The organism is Ruminococcus sp. RTP21358st1_G6_RTP21358_211008, from assembly GCF_040908885.1.
GTDB classification, from domain to species: Bacteria; Bacillota; Clostridia; order Lachnospirales; family Lachnospiraceae; genus Blautia_A; species Blautia_A faecis.
Window position 1 is genome coordinate 34,203 of record NZ_JBDGDM010000004.1, and the last position, 15,978, is coordinate 50,180.

Annotated in this window: 14 protein-coding genes and 1 riboswitch; all 14 genes read right to left on the minus strand. The window is 43.1% G+C overall.

The window, feature by feature from the left end; all coding sequences use genetic code 11:
• Positions 1-79: 79 nt before the first annotated feature.
• Positions 80-1,165 carry a lipopolysaccharide assembly protein LapB gene (locus AB5Z12_RS02480; RefSeq protein WP_270413419.1) on the minus strand — a complete coding sequence of 362 codons (1,086 nt, stop codon included), beginning with the start codon at positions 1,163-1,165 and terminating at the stop codon, positions 80-82.
• A gap of 2 nt (positions 1,166-1,167) precedes the next feature.
• On the minus strand, positions 1,168-2,514 hold the full coding sequence (gene glmM / locus AB5Z12_RS02485) for a phosphoglucosamine mutase (protein WP_148461077.1): 1,347 nt from the start codon (positions 2,512-2,514) through the stop codon (positions 1,168-1,170).
• A gap of 112 nt (positions 2,515-2,626) precedes the next feature.
• The gene (locus AB5Z12_RS02490; RefSeq protein ID WP_195699527.1) at positions 2,627-3,544 is read right to left on the minus strand and encodes a sugar phosphate nucleotidyltransferase; all 918 of its coding nucleotides are present in this window, start codon (positions 3,542-3,544) and stop codon (positions 2,627-2,629) included.
• Positions 3,545-3,609: 65 nt separating this feature from the next.
• Positions 3,610-4,683 (minus strand): peptide chain release factor 1, encoded by a 1,074-nt coding sequence (prfA, locus tag AB5Z12_RS02495; protein ID WP_118578120.1) that lies wholly within the window; start codon positions 4,681-4,683, stop codon positions 3,610-3,612.
• Positions 4,684-4,724: 41 nt separating this feature from the next.
• Positions 4,725-5,594, minus strand: coding sequence for a peptide chain release factor N(5)-glutamine methyltransferase (gene prmC, locus AB5Z12_RS02500; protein ID WP_368356751.1), 870 nt, complete (start codon positions 5,592-5,594; stop codon positions 4,725-4,727).
• A complete protein-coding gene (locus tag AB5Z12_RS02505; RefSeq protein ID WP_148461075.1) occupies positions 5,591-6,661 on the minus strand; it encodes a DUF1385 domain-containing protein in 1,071 nt (356 codons plus the stop codon). Before AB5Z12_RS02505 ends, prmC begins: the two co-directional genes overlap by 4 nt.
• Positions 6,662-6,730: 69 nt before the next feature.
• On the minus strand, positions 6,731-6,934 hold the full coding sequence (gene rpmE / locus AB5Z12_RS02510; protein ID WP_148461074.1) for a 50S ribosomal protein L31: 204 nt from the start codon (positions 6,932-6,934) through the stop codon (positions 6,731-6,733).
• A 168-nt stretch (positions 6,935-7,102) separates the two neighbouring features.
• Entirely contained in the window at positions 7,103-8,770 is a 1,668-nt protein-coding gene (gene rho, locus AB5Z12_RS02515) for a transcription termination factor Rho (RefSeq protein ID WP_368356750.1), read from the minus strand.
• A 645-nt stretch (positions 8,771-9,415) separates the two neighbouring features.
• Complete coding sequence (locus AB5Z12_RS02520) at positions 9,416-10,432, minus strand: hypothetical protein (protein WP_368356749.1); 1,017 nt, start codon at positions 10,430-10,432, stop codon at positions 9,416-9,418.
• 170 nt (positions 10,433-10,602) lie between these two features.
• Positions 10,603-10,686, minus strand: a riboswitch (cyclic di-GMP riboswitch).
• A 188-nt stretch (positions 10,687-10,874) separates the two neighbouring features.
• Complete coding sequence (locus AB5Z12_RS02525; protein ID WP_368356748.1) at positions 10,875-11,906, minus strand: LacI family DNA-binding transcriptional regulator; 1,032 nt, start codon at positions 11,904-11,906, stop codon at positions 10,875-10,877.
• Between the two features lie 98 nt (positions 11,907-12,004).
• Positions 12,005-12,832 (minus strand): MBL fold metallo-hydrolase, encoded by an 828-nt coding sequence (locus AB5Z12_RS02530; protein ID WP_148461072.1) that lies wholly within the window; start codon positions 12,830-12,832, stop codon positions 12,005-12,007.
• 22 nt (positions 12,833-12,854) lie between these two features.
• Positions 12,855-13,673 carry a carbohydrate ABC transporter permease gene (locus tag AB5Z12_RS02535; protein ID WP_148461071.1) on the minus strand — a complete coding sequence of 273 codons (819 nt, stop codon included), beginning with the start codon at positions 13,671-13,673 and terminating at the stop codon, positions 12,855-12,857.
• The gene (locus AB5Z12_RS02540; protein WP_272111225.1) at positions 13,673-14,590 is read right to left on the minus strand and encodes a carbohydrate ABC transporter permease; all 918 of its coding nucleotides are present in this window, start codon (positions 14,588-14,590) and stop codon (positions 13,673-13,675) included. The genes AB5Z12_RS02535 and AB5Z12_RS02540 overlap by 1 nt, the downstream gene beginning before the upstream one ends.
• A 90-nt stretch (positions 14,591-14,680) precedes the next feature.
• Positions 14,681-15,937 carry an ABC transporter substrate-binding protein gene (locus AB5Z12_RS02545; RefSeq protein ID WP_256144590.1) on the minus strand — a complete coding sequence of 419 codons (1,257 nt, stop codon included), beginning with the start codon at positions 15,935-15,937 and terminating at the stop codon, positions 14,681-14,683.
• Between the last annotated feature and the right edge of the window lie 41 nt (positions 15,938-15,978).

A 15,978-nucleotide genomic window follows, 5' to 3' on the forward strand; every position in this document is an offset into this window, starting at 1 on the left:
AAATCCGGCATTCAATATTGCCTCAGATTTCAAATCCTTTTATGATTATAAAAATAGCTTCAAGAACCTTCTCTGTTTCCTATTCATTACTTCCAGTCCTGGATTTCAGGAAATCAAGCTCTTTCGCAGCTTCTTCATCCTCCGGATACATTCCGACATAAGACACAGCTTTCTCCTGCGCTGTGGAAAAATCCAGTTTTTTCTCATAAGCTACAATTTCATTAAATAACAAGCTCTGCATTTCATCATCGGAAGCAATGGAAATTCCGCTGCTGATATTTTCCAAAGCAGAATCATAATTTCCTTCTGCCATATCGCACACTGCCAGTCCATTGTATCCCTGTGCGGCAGTCTGTGTCTGATCCCCGGACGTATCATCCAGCTTCTGATTGATGTACTGCTGGTACATTGCCCGGGCATTTGCGTAATCTGACTGAGCGCCATAGACCATTCCAAGAACCAGAAGTGCCTCTGTACTTCCCTGATTGGAAGCATCTGTCAGCTCCTTCTGGGCATTGGTATAATCTCCCATATAGTAATAGATTCTTCCCCGGCTGCAAAGATCCTCTGCTCCCTTTGCCTCTGTGGACAAAACAGCCTCCAGATACCTGGTTCCATCCGCTTCCATGTCCTTATCCAGGTACGTCTCGTAGATCTGGATGGCCCGGTCATAGCTGGAATCTTCCCCATATGCCTGCTCAAAATCAGAGGCAGCTTCATCATAGCCATCCATTTCCAGGGCAACCTTTCCAGTAAGAAACCAGGCATCTGCATCCATCTCATAATTCTGGGCAAGCACCTGACAGTCTGCCATGGCATCATCCAGATACCCAGCCTGCAAACGTGCTGTAGCGCGATACAGATACAGGTCCCGGGCCATACTTTTACTTACTTTCTCCTCGCCAAGAGCACTGGTAAAGGCAGTAATGGCATCATCATAATTTCCCAGACGCAGCTGACAGATTCCAATCCCGCGGTAAGACACTGCAGGCTTCACACCATTATTCACAGAAGTAGTAAATTCATCCAGCGCATACTCATAGCTGCCCTGCTCCAGATCTTTCTCTGCTTCCTTAAAAATCTGCTGTTTTTCATTATCACAGCCAGCCAGAAGGGAAAGCCCCATGACCGCTGTCAATATTAATGCTGTTTTTCTGATTTTCATTCTCAACCAACGATCAGTCCTTCGGCTTCCATTACTTCCACAACACTGTCTACATACTGATGGCAGAGCTCATCTGTCTCGGCCTCCACCATAACACGGATCAGCGGCTCTGTACCACTCTCGCGGACCAGAATACGTCCGGAATCGCCAAGTGCCTTTCCTGCTGCTTCGACTGCTTCAACCACCTTCGGGTTCTCACGCGCAGTCTTCTTATCTGCTACACGTACATTTCGAAGAACCTGAGGATAAACCTTCATCTCTTTGGCAAGATCACATAAGGTAGACTTCTTATCTACGCATGCTTCCATGACCATAAGAGAAGTAAGGATACCATCACCTGTAGCTGCATAACGGCTGAAAATAATATGTCCGGACTGTTCTCCACCAATGCTGTAGTTATTTGCCATCATATTCTCGGCAACGTATTTGTCACCAACGGCAGTCTGCTCATAACGCATTCCTTCACGCTCCAGAGCTTTGTAAAGTCCCATATTGGACATCACTGTGGTAACAACAGTATTTCCATTCAGTTTCCCCTGCTCTTTCAGATATTTACCGCAGACATACATAATCTTGTCACCATCGATGATATTTCCACGATGATCAACTGCGATACAACGGTCAGCATCTCCATCATAAGCAAATCCGATATCCAGGCCATTGTCTATCACATATTTCTGAAGGACTTCGATATGGGTGGAGCCACAGTTTGTATTGATGTTAGTTCCATCCGGCTGATTGTTGATCACATAAGTTTTCGCCTGAAGTGCCTCGAAAACACTTTTTGCAATTGCGGATGAGCTTCCGTTGGCACAGTCAAGTCCGACTTTTACATTTTTGAAATCACGGCTTGGAATGGAGATCAGATATCCGATATAGCGGTTTCGTCCGGAAGCAAAATCAACAGTACGTCCAATGTCTTCTTTGCGTGCAAGAGGAAGCTCCTCGATCTCGCCATCAATGTAGGCCTCAATACGCTCCTCGATCTCAGCCTCAATCTTCTGTCCGTTTCCATTCAGAAGCTTGATTCCATTATCATAGAATGGGTTATGGCTTGCGGAAATCATAATACCGCAGTCAAAATCCTCTGTACGAACCGCAAAGGATACACTTGGAGTAGTGGTTACATGCAGAAGATAAGCATCTGCTCCGGAAGCGGTAAGTCCTGCAACAAGGGCATACTCAAACATATAGCTGCTTCGTCTGGTATCTTTTCCGATTACGATCTTCGCCTTATGGTCACGTCCATAATACCAGCCTACATAACGTCCTACTTTAAACGCATTATCAACTGTCAGCTGAACATTCGCCTCACCACGAAATCCGTCTGTTCCAAAATATTTTCCCATATCTAATTATCCTCCTTGCTTATTACACCTGAAAGCATATATGAATCATACATTCTTTTCCATATTTTCAGGCAAAACTGCAAACAATTACAATATACAGTATCCGATAATCTTATTTGTAAAGTCCGTTTGGATATACGCCAGCCTCGGTAAGCTCTTTAAAGGCTTTGATCACAACCTCTTTATCTTCCTGGTAAGTTACACCAAACCAGGTATCCTTTGTCTCAAGCACATCCACCTGGGCAGTTCCCTTCTGGATCAATGTATCGATCATAACCGGAAGAAGATACTCTGCCTTGATATCACCAGCTTTTACATTCTGAAGAAACTCTACAAATCCATCGTATAAAGTATCCATAAACGCAGGAGTCAGTCCCCACATGTTCATGGAAACAAGCTCATTTAAATCAAGCTTCTCTGCCGGCTGTCCATCTTCGCGGCTCTCAGCGCCATCTGCTGTTTTAAAAATGTTGTGTGTCTCGGTAACACCTGTAAGCTTGCCGTCTGTAATGTGGCAAAGTCCTCTTGTAACACTTCCATTATCACTTAAGGTGTTTCCAAGACGGAAACCTGCCATGCAAATATGCAGAACATCATCTGCTGGCTGCTCCCGAACCAGATAATCATGTACTTTTACGTATGCTTCCTTTCCATAATAGTCATCTGCATTGATAACTGCAAATGGCTCTGTAAGGAACTCTCTTGCGCAGATAACAGCATGGCCGGTTCCCCATGGTTTGGTTCTGTCTGCCGGTTTCACAAAGCCTTCCGGAAGCTTCTCCATTTCCTGATATGCATACGCAACTTCTGCGATCTTCTCTACTCTTGCACCAATGGTGCTTTTAAATTCTTCTTCCAGATCCTTACGGATAATAAATACAATTTTATTGAAGCCAGCCTCCAATGCGTCTCTGATGGAATAATCCATAATGATCTCACCATTTGGTCCAACTGGTGCAAGCTGCTTGATTCCATTTCCAAATCTGCTTCCAACTCCGGCTGCCATAATTACAAGAGCTGTTTTTTTCATAGGTAATACCCTCCCATTTTTCATATGATTGTTGTTTTAGAGCGTGTTTGAAAAAGGCTCTAAGTTTACTGTTCCTGCAGATTGCTCAATTTCGCTGCCTGGTCTGCTGCGATCAGGCTGTCGATGATTTCATCCAGATCTCCATTCAGAATGTTATCCAGTCTGTGAAGTGTAAGTTTGATACGGTGATCTGTTACACGTCCCTGTGGAAAATTGTAGGTTCTGATCTTCTCGGAACGATCACCTGTACCGATCTGGCTTCTTCGCGCCTCTGCTTCTGCGTCATGCTGTTTGGCCAACTCCATCTCATACAGACGTGAGCGAAGAACCTTTAACGCCTTATCCTTATTCTTCAGCTGGGACTTCTCATCCTGACAGGAAATTACGATTCCTGTAGGAATATGGGTCAGTCGTACTGCGGAGTCTGTAGTATTGACGCACTGTCCGCCATTTCCGGAAGCACGGAATACGTCGAATTTACAGTCGTTCATATCCAGATGGAAATCAATCTCCTCAGCTTCCGGCATAATTGCAACCGTACAGGTGGATGTATGGATTCTTCCGCCGGATTCCGTCTCCGGAACCCTCTGTACCCGGTGTACGCCACTCTCATACTTCAGTCTGGAATAAGCTCCGGCACCGTTTATCATAAAGGTAACCTCTTTGAATCCGCCGATTCCATTCTCGTTTAAGCTCATCATCTCTGTTTTCCAGCGCCTGGATTCTGCATATTTTACATACATTCTGTAGATCTCAGCTGCAAAAAGAGCAGCCTCATCTCCACCGGCACCGGCGCGGATCTCCACGATAACGTTCTTATTATCGTTAGGGTCCTTAGGCAGAAGAAGGATCTTCAGTTCATGCTCCAGCTCTTCCACACGCTTCTTGGCATCAGAAAGCTCTTCCTTGAGCATTTCTCTCATATCCTCATCCTTCTCCTCTTCCAGCATGGAAAGGCTGTCCTGAATTGTTTCTTTATTTTTCTTATATTCCTTATAGGTATCCACAATTGGCTGCAGGTCGCTCTGTTCCTTCATAAGCTTCTGGAAACGATCTGGATTAGATGTTACATCTGGCTCCCCCAGCTCATTCAGAACTTCCTCGAAACGTATGAGCAAATCGTCCAACTTGTCAAACATGGTTTTCCTCCTGTTATGTTCTTCTCTTTACTTATATAAAACTATCGTCTGCCCAACACAACTCTGTCAAGTCCCGTCAGGTCTTTAACAATCTGTACATCAAAAAAGCCATTTTCCCGCATCAGACTCTTCACAGCTTCGCCCTGATCATATCCGATTTCAAACAGCATCCAGCCATTTTCCTTCAGGAAAGTCCTTCCCTCCGATACGATTTTTCTGTAAAAATACAGACCATCTTCATGGCCATCCAGTGCAAGTCTTGGATCGTGATCCCGCACTTCTTCCATAAGATTTTCAATCTCTGCACTTCTGATATAGGGGGGATTCGAAATAAGGATATCATACTGAGGCATATCTTTGCCAGTGTTTTGTTGAAAAAAAGCTGACGAAAACAAGTTGCTTTCCACGAAAACAGCTCTGTCTGACACTTCCAGGCTTACCGCATTCTTATCTGCCACCTGAAGAGCAAGTGGGGAAACATCCGCACCCACACCATATGCATCCCCGGTAAGTGCCAGAAGACTTAAAAGAATACACCCCGATCCGGTGCACATATCCAGAATCCTTGGTGTCTTTTTCCCTTTCATGACTTCCAGAGCCTTCTCCACCAATGTCTCCGTATCCTGCCTCGGAACCAGTACGTTTTGATTTACATAAAATTCAAATCCCATAAAATATGCCTGGTGGGTAATATGCTGCAATGGAACATGAGCTGCTCTTTTCCGGATCAGTTCCCGGTATCTGTCTGCTTTTTCCTCATCCATCCCGTCAGCTGAATGAGCGAAATAAAAGGCTCTGTTCATCCCGGTCACATACTCCAGAAGAAGCCAGGCATCCAGCCTGGCTTCCTGGATCTTATGCTGCTCCAGAACCTTGGTTCCTTCTTTTAATAGTGTTTCCAGAGAAGTCATTGTGCAGCTCCCGTTTCCGGTACATTCCCGGTACGTTCTTCACTGTCCCCGCTTTCAGATTGCGCGGAAGCAGCGGAAAGATCACCGTTTTCTTTGTTCTCATATGGAATATCCAGATTAAATTCTGTCTTTAAATATGCTCTCCAGTCAAACACAGCCTCCACAGCCTTGATGGCAACCTCTGCCATATCAGCTGTAGGTTCCTTTGTGGTAAATTTCTGCATTGCCATACCAGGTTTGCTCATCATCAAGGCAAATTTACTGTCTGTCCTGCCTGCCCACTGGATAATTTCAAATGAAATTCCAGATACTACAGGTACCATGAGCAGACGGCCGAAAAGACGGAACCAGTAAGACGGTACCAGTACAAAAATAAAATGCAGGAAAATACTTACTATCATAACCAGGAACAGAAAGCTTGTTCCGCATCGTCTGTGGAATCTGGAGCTCTCAAGCACGTTCTCCACAGTAAGCGGCTTACCATTCTCCACACAGTTGATACATTTGTGTTCAGCACCATGATACATAAAGGTTCTCTGAATATCCTTCATTCTGGAGATCAGAATCATGTATCCCATAAACAGACCCAGCTTCACAAATGCTTCCACAATGGTAACCACCACTTCCGAAGCGCCTACCTTACGGCAAAGACTGGCCAGTGCATAAGGAAGCAGCATAAAGGCTGCAACAGAAATTACAATAGAAACGGCCACAGTTACATAGAGCAAGGCTTTAAATGCCTTGTCCTCTTTTTTCTTCTTGGCTTTCAGTTCTTCTGGAGAAAGAGCAGCATTCTTCCTGGTCTCTTCCTCATCCTCCTCATCACCTGCAATTTCAGCTGAATACATAAGGCATTTCGTTCCGGTTACCAGAGAATCAATAAAGCTTACCATTCCGCGGATGATTGGTTTCCGCCAGATCCTGGCTTTCCCGAAAATGCATTTATAATCTTCCACTTTTACTTCAATTTCTTTATCAGGACGTCGTACTGCAATGGAGTATTTATCCTTATGGCGCATCATAATGCCTTCCATTACAGCTTGTCCACCGATATTGGATGGTTTCATTTTATCCTCCAGTTACAAAGAAAGGTTGAGATTTCCCAACCTCAACCTTCTCATTCAGTAATATTCAAATTATTTATTCAGACCGTATTTCTCATTGAACTTATTGATACGTCCACGAGCCTGACTAGCTTTCTGCTGTCCTGTATAGAACGGATGACATTTGGAGCAGATTTCTACGTGGATGTCCTGCTTGGTAGATCCTGTTACAAAAGTATTACCGCAGTTGCAGGTTACAGTTGCCTGATAGTAATTCGGATGGATTCCTTCTCTCATGATTTTCACCTCTCTATATTTATTCTATTTTATTTGCGTTGAATCTGACGAATTCACACTTTACACAGCCTATTGATTATAGCATGGGGTTCTGAGAAATGCAAGTTATTTATAAAAATTTCTAAAACTAATCCCAGATAATATTCTGCACGGTGTTTTTTGTGAACATTACAATTTCTGTTTTTTTACCATTTGCACAAATTCAGCATTATTTGCAGTACGTGCAAACATGTTCAGGATCTGTTCCACTGCCTCATCAGACTTCATTCCGTTAAGAGCCTTTCGCATAATATATACAGCTTCCTGCTCGTCTTTGCTCAGAAGCAGATCTTCTCGTCTGGTACCGGATTTCTGAATGTCGATGGCCGGGAAAACCCGTTTCTCCTGAAGCTTGCGGTCAAGAACAAGCTCCATATTGCCGGTTCCCTTGAATTCTTCGTAAATAACGTCGTCCATTTTGCTTCCGGTGTCAACCAGTGCAGTGGCAAGAATGGTAAGGCTTCCTCCCTCACGCATATTACGTGCTGCACCAAAGAAGCGCTTCGGCATATGAAGTGCTCCCGGATCAAGACCTCCTGACAGAGTTCTTCCGCTTGGAGGAACAACCAGGTTATAGGCTCTTGCCAGTCTGGTAATGGAATCCAAAAGGATCACAACATCCTGCTTATGTTCTACAAGGCGGCGTGCACGCTCTACAACCATCTCGGATACACGCTTATGATGCTCCGGAAGCTCATCAAATGTGGAATAAATAACTTCCACGTTCGGTCCCTGTATTGCTTCCCTGATATCGGTAACTTCCTCAGGACGTTCATCAATAAGAAGAATGATCAGATGCATATCCTTGTTATTCTTAAGAATAGATTTCGCGACATCCTTAAGCAAAGTAGTCTTACCTGCCTTAGGCGGGGAAACAATCATACCACGTTGTCCCTTTCCGATAGGGCTGATCAGATCTACGATACGCATGGCAGTAGTTCCGCCGGGACGCTCCATGATCAGACGTTCATCTGGGAAGATTGGGGTCATGTTTTCAAAATTGTATCTCTTCTGTCCCTCACTTGGATGGAAACCATTGATAGACGTTACATATAAAAGGGCACTGAATTTCTCCCCCTGTGTTTTAATACGGATATTTCCCTGAATAATATCCCCTGTCTTCAAATTAAATCTGCGGATCTGTGACGGGGAAACATAGATATCATTCTCTCCTGGAAGATAATTCTCACTTCGAATAAATCCAAAACCATCCGGCATAACCTCCAGGATTCCATTGGCCTTTTCGCCACTGTCAAGCTGGACCGTTTCAGCCGGAACATTGTAAGCATTGCTTACCCCCTCTTCTGTACGGTTCTCACTGGCTGCGCCTGTACGGGGCTGTTCCGTTTCCTCGGGTCTTAATTCGGCTGGCGGAACCACTTCTACAGGTTTCGCTACAGGAGTGCGCTTCACAAAGTTCTCCGGTCTGTTTTCTCCATTATAACTGTTCTGACGTCCTGCATTTTCATTTCTGCCATAATTATTGCTGCGGTACTCAGGATTACGCCGTATAATGGTACGGGATCTGGTTGGTGCTTCTCTTCTCTCCGGTGAAGAAACACTTCCCGTATTTTCTGTTTTTTCTGCTGCCACAGGCTCTGGTCTTGCAGGTATGGTATTCTCTTCTGCTGTTCCGGAAATAGTCTGCTCATTTTCTGCAGTCTGTTCTTTCCTGTCCTCTTCCAGCATACGTTCAATTAATTCAGGCTTTCTCATAGTAGAAATGCCCTTCAGTCCTCTGGCTTTTGCCAAGTCTTTCAGCGTAGCCAGGGATAATGATTCATACTTTTCTTTCATCAATCATCTACCTCTTCGACTAATACAATTCTAAAACACATTTCAATTTTGATTTAACGGGATACAAATGTCTGATTAGACAGAAGCTATATACTGAATTATAAAAACATCCTTCAAAAAACTTATTAAAGTTGATTCTAACACATTTCAGGCGCCGTGTCTACATCCATTCCCAATATATGTTACTGTTCACTTAGGACCAGTGACCCCAATATATCTATCCCTGCCTGCAAGAAAGTGATAACCTTTGTTTTGTATTATACACACCTAAGGTTTTTCATTGCAAGAATTTTCTGTCGACACATATCCAGACTCTTCGACATAGTTACTGTTCACTCCATGACCAGTAACACGCTTCGCGATGCACAGAAAGACGAACCTTCTTGTGACAAGCACAAGAAGTAGCGTTTGCTGCCCAAACTTAATTCTCGGGTTTTCTGTGAACTTTGTTCACAAAAAACACCTCGCGGAATGTTACCAGTGAACAGCAACTCGACATATATAAGATTAAGGTTCTCCCGGTGACAAAAAGGTAAGTACCATCTGTCACTTACCTTTTTATAAAACACTATTTTCCCGCGCCTGTGGTATCCACAGTAAAACACCCGGAGATATTTCTCCGGGTGCCGGTCATCTTTAAAATCATTAGTTCCAGAACGCTCCATAAATCTTCTGAATCTTAGCGATCTGTGCATCTGTAATCTGATTCAATGCATTCTGAACAGCTGCATAAGTCTGTGGTCTGGTGCTCTTCAGGGAAGCATTATTCAAGATGTAATCCTTAACAGATTCTGCAAAATATTCGGAAGCATTCTGTGTTACATAGGCTTTATTGAAGGCTGTAACATTTGCCTTCTCAGCTGCAAAAATGCTCTGGAAGCTTGCTGTCTTATCTACATTTCCTGCGATGAATGCGAGGAAATGACCCAGCTCATGATAAACAGAATCATCAATCTGCTTCATTGTAATAGATCTTGATCTTGCATCAAAATATCCGGAATAGTTGACGGATGGATCAACAACAAGCTTAAATCCCAGCTGCTGATATGCTGCAATTACACGATTGTCCATCTTGCCTGCAACACTTGCTACATTTTCCTCGTGTTTGCTCTGGTTCTGTGAAGAGCTTGCTGCTGCAGTTACCTGGGCAGCGGAAGTACCAGAAGAAGTGGTGCTTACAGCGGTCTCATTGTCAATTGATACCTGCTGTGTAGTTGTTGTCTGAACAGTTGTTGTGATCTTGGATGTAACAACTTTCTTTTTGGATTTCTTGGTGTATTTCGCTGTTGCTTTGGTAACAACGGTTGTCTTGGTATCTACTGTTGTATTACCGGATTTATTTGTTTTATTGGTTACTTTTGTTTTGGTTTTCAGTTTCTTGGTGTAGCTCTTCTTGGAAGCCTTTTTTAATTTAACAGTCTTCCTGGTTGTCTTGGTACTGGAGGTAGTCTTCACAGTAGTCTTCGGCTGGGAAGCCAGTGGAGTTTCATCTTCTATGATGGAAGCCTCCATGATTGGATCTGTGTAACTGGGGAATTCAGGTGTTTCTCCTGTTCCTGAGAATAATGAAACGCCGCCGATCACTGCTGCCAATGCTATAGCAGCACAACTGGAAACAACTTTTTTATTTGCGAGCCACTCTGTTAATTTCTTTCCTTTCATAAATAACACACCTTTCTTGAACTATAATGTAACTGACTTGCCGCTATCTGGAAACTATCAGTCCCATCAGTTTGTGGAAATAAAAAAACCGTTTATCAGATTAAATAAACGGTCGCCACAAATAGAAGAACCACGTCTCCTGTCATATTACATTACCTAATCAATATCAATGCGGCAACCGGCTGTCATAGTACTGAGACCTTAGACCCTTGGCTTTGCGTCCCTGTCTTTCAACAGGTTTGCCTTTTATTCATTTCTTATAATAAAGCAAACTGTCACTTTTGTCAACGGAATTCCCTTGTTAAAACTTACAAAAATCCGTCTAAAAAGTACGAAAACAAAAAAATCTGTAAAAATATCTGAGCGGATCGTAACGCATGATAATCCTTCTCAAATATTTTCACAGATTCCTTTTCGATGGCCGGATGGCAACAGCTACACCTTACAGCTTGCGCGTAGACTCCCGCTCTATAAGAGTTCCGCCCAGTATTTGCCGTTTCACTACCTTTTTCCGGTCGATCATATCAAACAGGGTACGGACGCTCTGCTGGGCAGTTTCCACTCTTGGATATTTCAATGTGGTAATGGATGGATGATAATATTCCGCAATATCCTGACCATCTGCTCCTGCCACACAATAATCCTCCGGCACTCTTTTGCCACTGTCAATAATTGCTCTGCAGGCTCCCACGGCCAGAGTATCTGAAATTGCATAAATACAGGAAAAATCTACTCCCGATTTCAAAAGCTCACAGGTACAGTTATAACCATTCTCAATCGTATAGATTCTTTTAGCTGGTTTTAAACGAATTATAAGCTTCTCATCGTACTCCAGTCCATTTTTCTCCAGTGCTCTTTTATAGCCATTGAGATGGCATCTTCCAAGACCTTCATCTCTGGAAGTAATAAAGGCGATCCTTTTATGACCGCAGCTGCACAGATAATCAATCATGTTCTGACTCTCAATCTCTGTATCTGTCGTCACAAGGGCACTTTTAGGATAAGCTCCTGTATCCTCCGGAACTGTTTTTCCAGAACTGCTGATCACATACGGAACTCCCAGCATTCTCAACCTTGACTCGTCATAATCATACATACCGCCAAGGAATATGATTCCTTTGACTTTTTTCTCTTTTTCCAGCTGAAGGGCAAGCTCAACTTCATCTTCATCATTTGCTACATTCTGCAATACCAGGCAGTATTTCCTGTCACGGACTTCCCTCTCCAATACATGCAGCATAACACCCCAAAATGGGTTGCTGATTTCTCTTACTATAACTGCGATCGTATTGGAATCAGTTCTTTTCAGATTTCTGGCACTATTATTCGGTACATAATTGTACTCTCTGATCGTATCCAGAATCTTCTGTTTCGTTTCCGGATTAATGTCCGGGTGATTGTTAATTGCCCTAGACACTGTGCTGACTCCTACGCCGCACAATTTCGCAACCTCTTTAATTGTTATCTGCTCCATAATCGCTCTCCTGCAACAATGTATTCATTATATATGTCCCGGCATATTATGGCAAATGATTTTTAATAAATTTATAATGATTTTTTTATCATTTTTTATTAACAAATATGCTTGTCATTATAAGCGATGTTTCCTTTTCCATATTTGAAAAGGAAAGCTGGTTCTGAAGACATATGGCTGAAGTCAATAGGCTCCGGTTTTGCAGTTCCTTCTACGATTTTATCAGCACATGTGATAAGATCGTGAAGAATTGCTTTTCCGATCGGACGTAAAAAATGTCCTGGGAAAATAAGCTCAAAATCTTCTTTATCTAGCTTCTTTAATCCCTCTGCATATTCCTTTACTGTTGAGGAATAGGTATCAAAAATCAGGATTGGAGTTGACACTACACTGTCTCCGGCGAACAGGAATTTATTTTTTCTATCCAGGAAAACTACACTTCCAGGAGTATGTCCCGGTGTAAATAATACTTCCAGGCTTCTGCCGCCCAGATCAAAGATCTGATGCTCGCTCAGCGGCAGCATCTGGAAATCTCCAGGCTCACGACCTTCAATTATGTACTCTGTTCCATAAAATCCCGGTTCCTTCTTTGTTTTTTCAACATAATGCTTCCAGCCGCTTCTAAGTTTTTCTGTATCTGCCATTTTGAAATCTTTTTCACTCAGATATGCCTTTCCGAACTCGTGATTGCCGCCCACATGATCCAGATGTCCATGTGTATTTAATACAACATATGGCAAATCAGTCAGGGTTTCGATCACCTTTTTCAGATTTCCAAAACCTGAACCGGTATCAATCACAGCTGCACTTTTTTCACCTTTTACCAGATAAATAATGTCTGCTCCGAACTCATCGATTGCCCAGACATCCTCTGCTACCAGCTGAACTGTATAGCCTTCAATTCTCTGTAAATTAATATTGTCCATTTTCTGCCGTTCTCCTTTTCAATTACATTTTTACTGCACCTGCGGTAAGTCCGCTGGTGATATATTTCTGTGCTGCAATATAAATGATTATGATTGGAACCATGGACAGAGTCATTCCGGCAAGCATCAGATTCCACTCAGATCCGGAGGTACTCTTAAACATATAAATAGCAACTGTCAGAGTTCTCAAACCACTGTCTGAAACATACAGGTTTGGCATAAGGAAATCATTCCATGTCCACAGGAAAAACAGCACCAGAAGAGTTATGCTTGTGGAGCGTACCAATGGGAAAATTACCTGCCACATGCAGCGGAACATGCCACAGCCGTCAATTGCTGCTGCCTCTTCCAATTCCTTCGGAATGGACTTCAAAAAGCCAACATAGGTAAAAATACCGAATGCTCCGTGGAAGCCGGCATACAGGAAAATAAGTACGGTCAGGTTATTCAAAAGGTTTGCGTTGGTCAGCTGTACAGAAAGCGCGATCATAATGGAATGGAACGGAATGATCTGTCCAAGGGTGAAAATCAGATACAAAACATTTCCAAGCTTTCCAGGGATGTGCGCAATTCCATATGCAGCCATAAAGGAAATGATGGTACATACCAGCATGGTTCCCAGGGTTACATATGCTGAATTTCCAACTACTCTCCAGAATTTCAGACGTTCTATAGCTTCTGTAAAGTTTCCGGTATAGAGATAATGCGGAAAAGAAAGGAAGTTCTGGATCATATCGTTATGTGTCTTGAATGCGTTCATCACAAGCAGGATGATCGGCATAAGGAACAGGACACCAAAGAAAAACATAATAATGGTTGGAAGCCATACTTTCTTTTTCATTAGTATTCTACCTCCTTCTTACGAGTGCAGTACAACTGGATCAGAGTAACCGCTGCTACTGTAAGGAACAGGATTACAGATTTCGCTGAGCCATAGCCCAGGTTGTACTTGGTGAAAGCTTCCTGGTAAATATTCATGGCAACTGGCATTGTGGAACCATAAGGACCACCGCCTGTCATTGCGTTCGGAATATCGAATGACTTAAATGCTCCTGAAATAGAAACAAACAGATTGATCGTGACAGTTGGCATAAGCAGCGGAAGCTCGATTTTCAGAACTTTTTTCAGACCGCTGCAGCCATCCAGCTCAGCAGACTCCATAACATCCTTCGGAATAGTCTGAAGACCTGCGGTATAAATGATCATCAGGAAACCAATGTTCTGCCAGATGGAAACCACAATGATCGTCACAGTTGCCATTGACGGAGTTCCGAACCAGCTTATATTTGCCAGCCAGTCCCAGCCCAATACTCCGCCAAGTGCAGGCATTGCATTTGTAAAAATAAACACCCAGATAAAGGATACCAATACGGCACTGACAATGTTAGGAATGAAGAACATAGCTCTGACCACGCCTTTAGCCTTAATGTTCTCATCCAGGAAATAAGCAAGAATAAATCCAAAAACATTGCTGCCAATAATGGTGAACACACCAACAAAAAGGTTAAATCCAAAAGAAGTCCAGAATTTTGCATCGGAAAACAATTTTACATAATTGTCAAATCCCACAAAAGCTTTTTTCCCGGACATCAGATTCCATTTCAGGAATGAATATGGAATGGTTCCGCCAAACAGAGGTGCCAGCATTGCAAAGGAATACAAAAGCAAGGCAGGCAGAATCAGCAGAAGATAAAATTTCTTGTTTTTCTTATATAAAGATGACATATTATCCTCTCTTTCTTTTTCTAAAAGGCTCATCTGCTTATACAGATATCACGATAAATCTTCCATTAAAAAGATTCCCGGGGGTGCTCCCCCCGGGAATCGCAGGTCAGCATTTCCTCTTATTTACTGATCCAGATATTCAAGATATGCTGCGTCAAGCTCGGAAATTACCTCATCCTTGTCAGCAGCGTCTGCCATGTAACCCTGGAAGATATCTCCGGAGATAACATCAAATCCGTTTACATACTGCTGATATACCCACGGAATTACGTTTCCGCTGTTTGCATATTCCAGATAATCGTTTGTAGATGCAGAATCATAACTAACTGTGAAATCCTGGGAAGCTGGTGCAGAACCTGGTTTCTCGGTTACAATTGCAATATATCCGTCAGAAAGAGAAGCATCACTTAAGAAGTCGATAACCTCTTTGCAGGCATCCATATGCTCTGTCTGAGTGCTTACTCCATATACGATTCCTACGTCAACTGCTGCTTTGTTTCTCTCAGCATCATTGGATACTGGTAATGCGAAGTATCCGATTTCCGGCGGGTTATCCATTCTTGCTACTACATTCTGGCTGAACTCACCGCTGATCAACATAGCTGCTTCAGAGTTTGCAAGTGCGTTGAAACCGGATGTAGAGTCACAATCCATCATATTGCTTCCGCAATGAGCTTTGATAACATCAGCTGTTGCAAATACATCATCGATACCATCTACATTGAAGGTTCCCTCACCGGAATTTAACTGATCCAGGAAGCCTTCCATATCATCCTGTACTACGTTTGACATCATTACACTGAACATGTGTTTCAGAGTCCAGGAATCTTTGAATGTGGAAGCGATTGGTGTTACGCCGGACTCTTCCAGCTTCTCGCATGCTGCTTCGAATTCATCTCTTGTTTTCGGAACTTCTTCGATTCCGGCATCCTTAAACATCTGCTTGTTGTAGAATACACCAAGATACTCAACGTTTGCAGGATATCCGTAGATTTTTCCATCATAGGTAGCAGCTTCAAGAGCTGACGGGTAAACCTTCTCAGTAAAATCCATTCCGCTTAAATCCTGAAGTCTTCCTGCCTCTGCAAAATCCTGCACCTGTGTCCATGGTGTAAGGATGTAGATATCCGGCCAGTCATTTGTTGCAGCTGCAGTTCCAAGGAAATCAGAGTAATCTCCGGACTGCATTGTGATATCCAGCTCGATATCATCATGTTTGCTGTTGAAGGACTCCATTGTACGATCCAGCTGATCGCCCCAATCACCATTCCATACAGTCATAGTGACCTTGGTCTTCTCTCCATCAGCCCAGCAAAGGTTTGTTCCAAGGGACATAACCATTGTTCCAGCTAATACTGCTGCCAACATTTTTTTCTTCATTTCTTATACCTCCTAGTATAATTTTATTTTCCGTCAACTGA

Bases quoted from the DNA above. Each gene is read 5' to 3' on its own strand.
- AB5Z12_RS02525 (WP_368356748.1), bottom strand. From the start codon at position 11,906: ATGGAGCAGATAACAATTAAAGAGGTTGCGAAATTGTGCGGCGTAGGA.
- prmC (WP_368356751.1), bottom strand. From the start codon at position 5,594: ATGACTTCTCTGGAAACACTATTAAAAGAAGGAACCAAGGTTCTGGAG.
- AB5Z12_RS02540 (WP_272111225.1), bottom strand. From the start codon at position 14,590: ATGAGCCTTTTAGAAAAAGAAAGAGAGGATAATATGTCATCTTTATAT.
- AB5Z12_RS02530 (WP_148461072.1), bottom strand. From the start codon at position 12,832: ATGGACAATATTAATTTACAGAGAATTGAAGGCTATACAGTTCAGCTG.
- AB5Z12_RS02520 (WP_368356749.1), bottom strand. From the start codon at position 10,432: ATGAAAGGAAAGAAATTAACAGAGTGGCTCGCAAATAAAAAAGTTGTT.
- glmM (WP_148461077.1), bottom strand. From the start codon at position 2,514: ATGGGAAAATATTTTGGAACAGACGGATTTCGTGGTGAGGCGAATGTT.
- rpmE (WP_148461074.1), bottom strand. From the start codon at position 6,934: ATGAGAGAAGGAATCCATCCGAATTACTATCAGGCAACTGTAACCTGC.
- AB5Z12_RS02480 (WP_270413419.1), bottom strand. From the start codon at position 1,165: ATGAAAATCAGAAAAACAGCATTAATATTGACAGCGGTCATGGGGCTT.
- AB5Z12_RS02535 (WP_148461071.1), bottom strand. From the start codon at position 13,673: ATGAAAAAGAAAGTATGGCTTCCAACCATTATTATGTTTTTCTTTGGT.
- AB5Z12_RS02505 (WP_148461075.1), bottom strand. From the start codon at position 6,661: ATGAAACCATCCAATATCGGTGGACAAGCTGTAATGGAAGGCATTATG.
- AB5Z12_RS02490 (WP_195699527.1), bottom strand. From the start codon at position 3,544: ATGAAAAAAACAGCTCTTGTAATTATGGCAGCCGGAGTTGGAAGCAGA.
- AB5Z12_RS02545 (WP_256144590.1), bottom strand. From the start codon at position 15,937: ATGAAGAAAAAAATGTTGGCAGCAGTATTAGCTGGAACAATGGTTATG.
- rho (WP_368356750.1), bottom strand. From the start codon at position 8,770: ATGAAAGAAAAGTATGAATCATTATCCCTGGCTACGCTGAAAGACTTG.
- prfA (WP_118578120.1), bottom strand. From the start codon at position 4,683: ATGTTTGACAAGTTGGACGATTTGCTCATACGTTTCGAGGAAGTTCTG.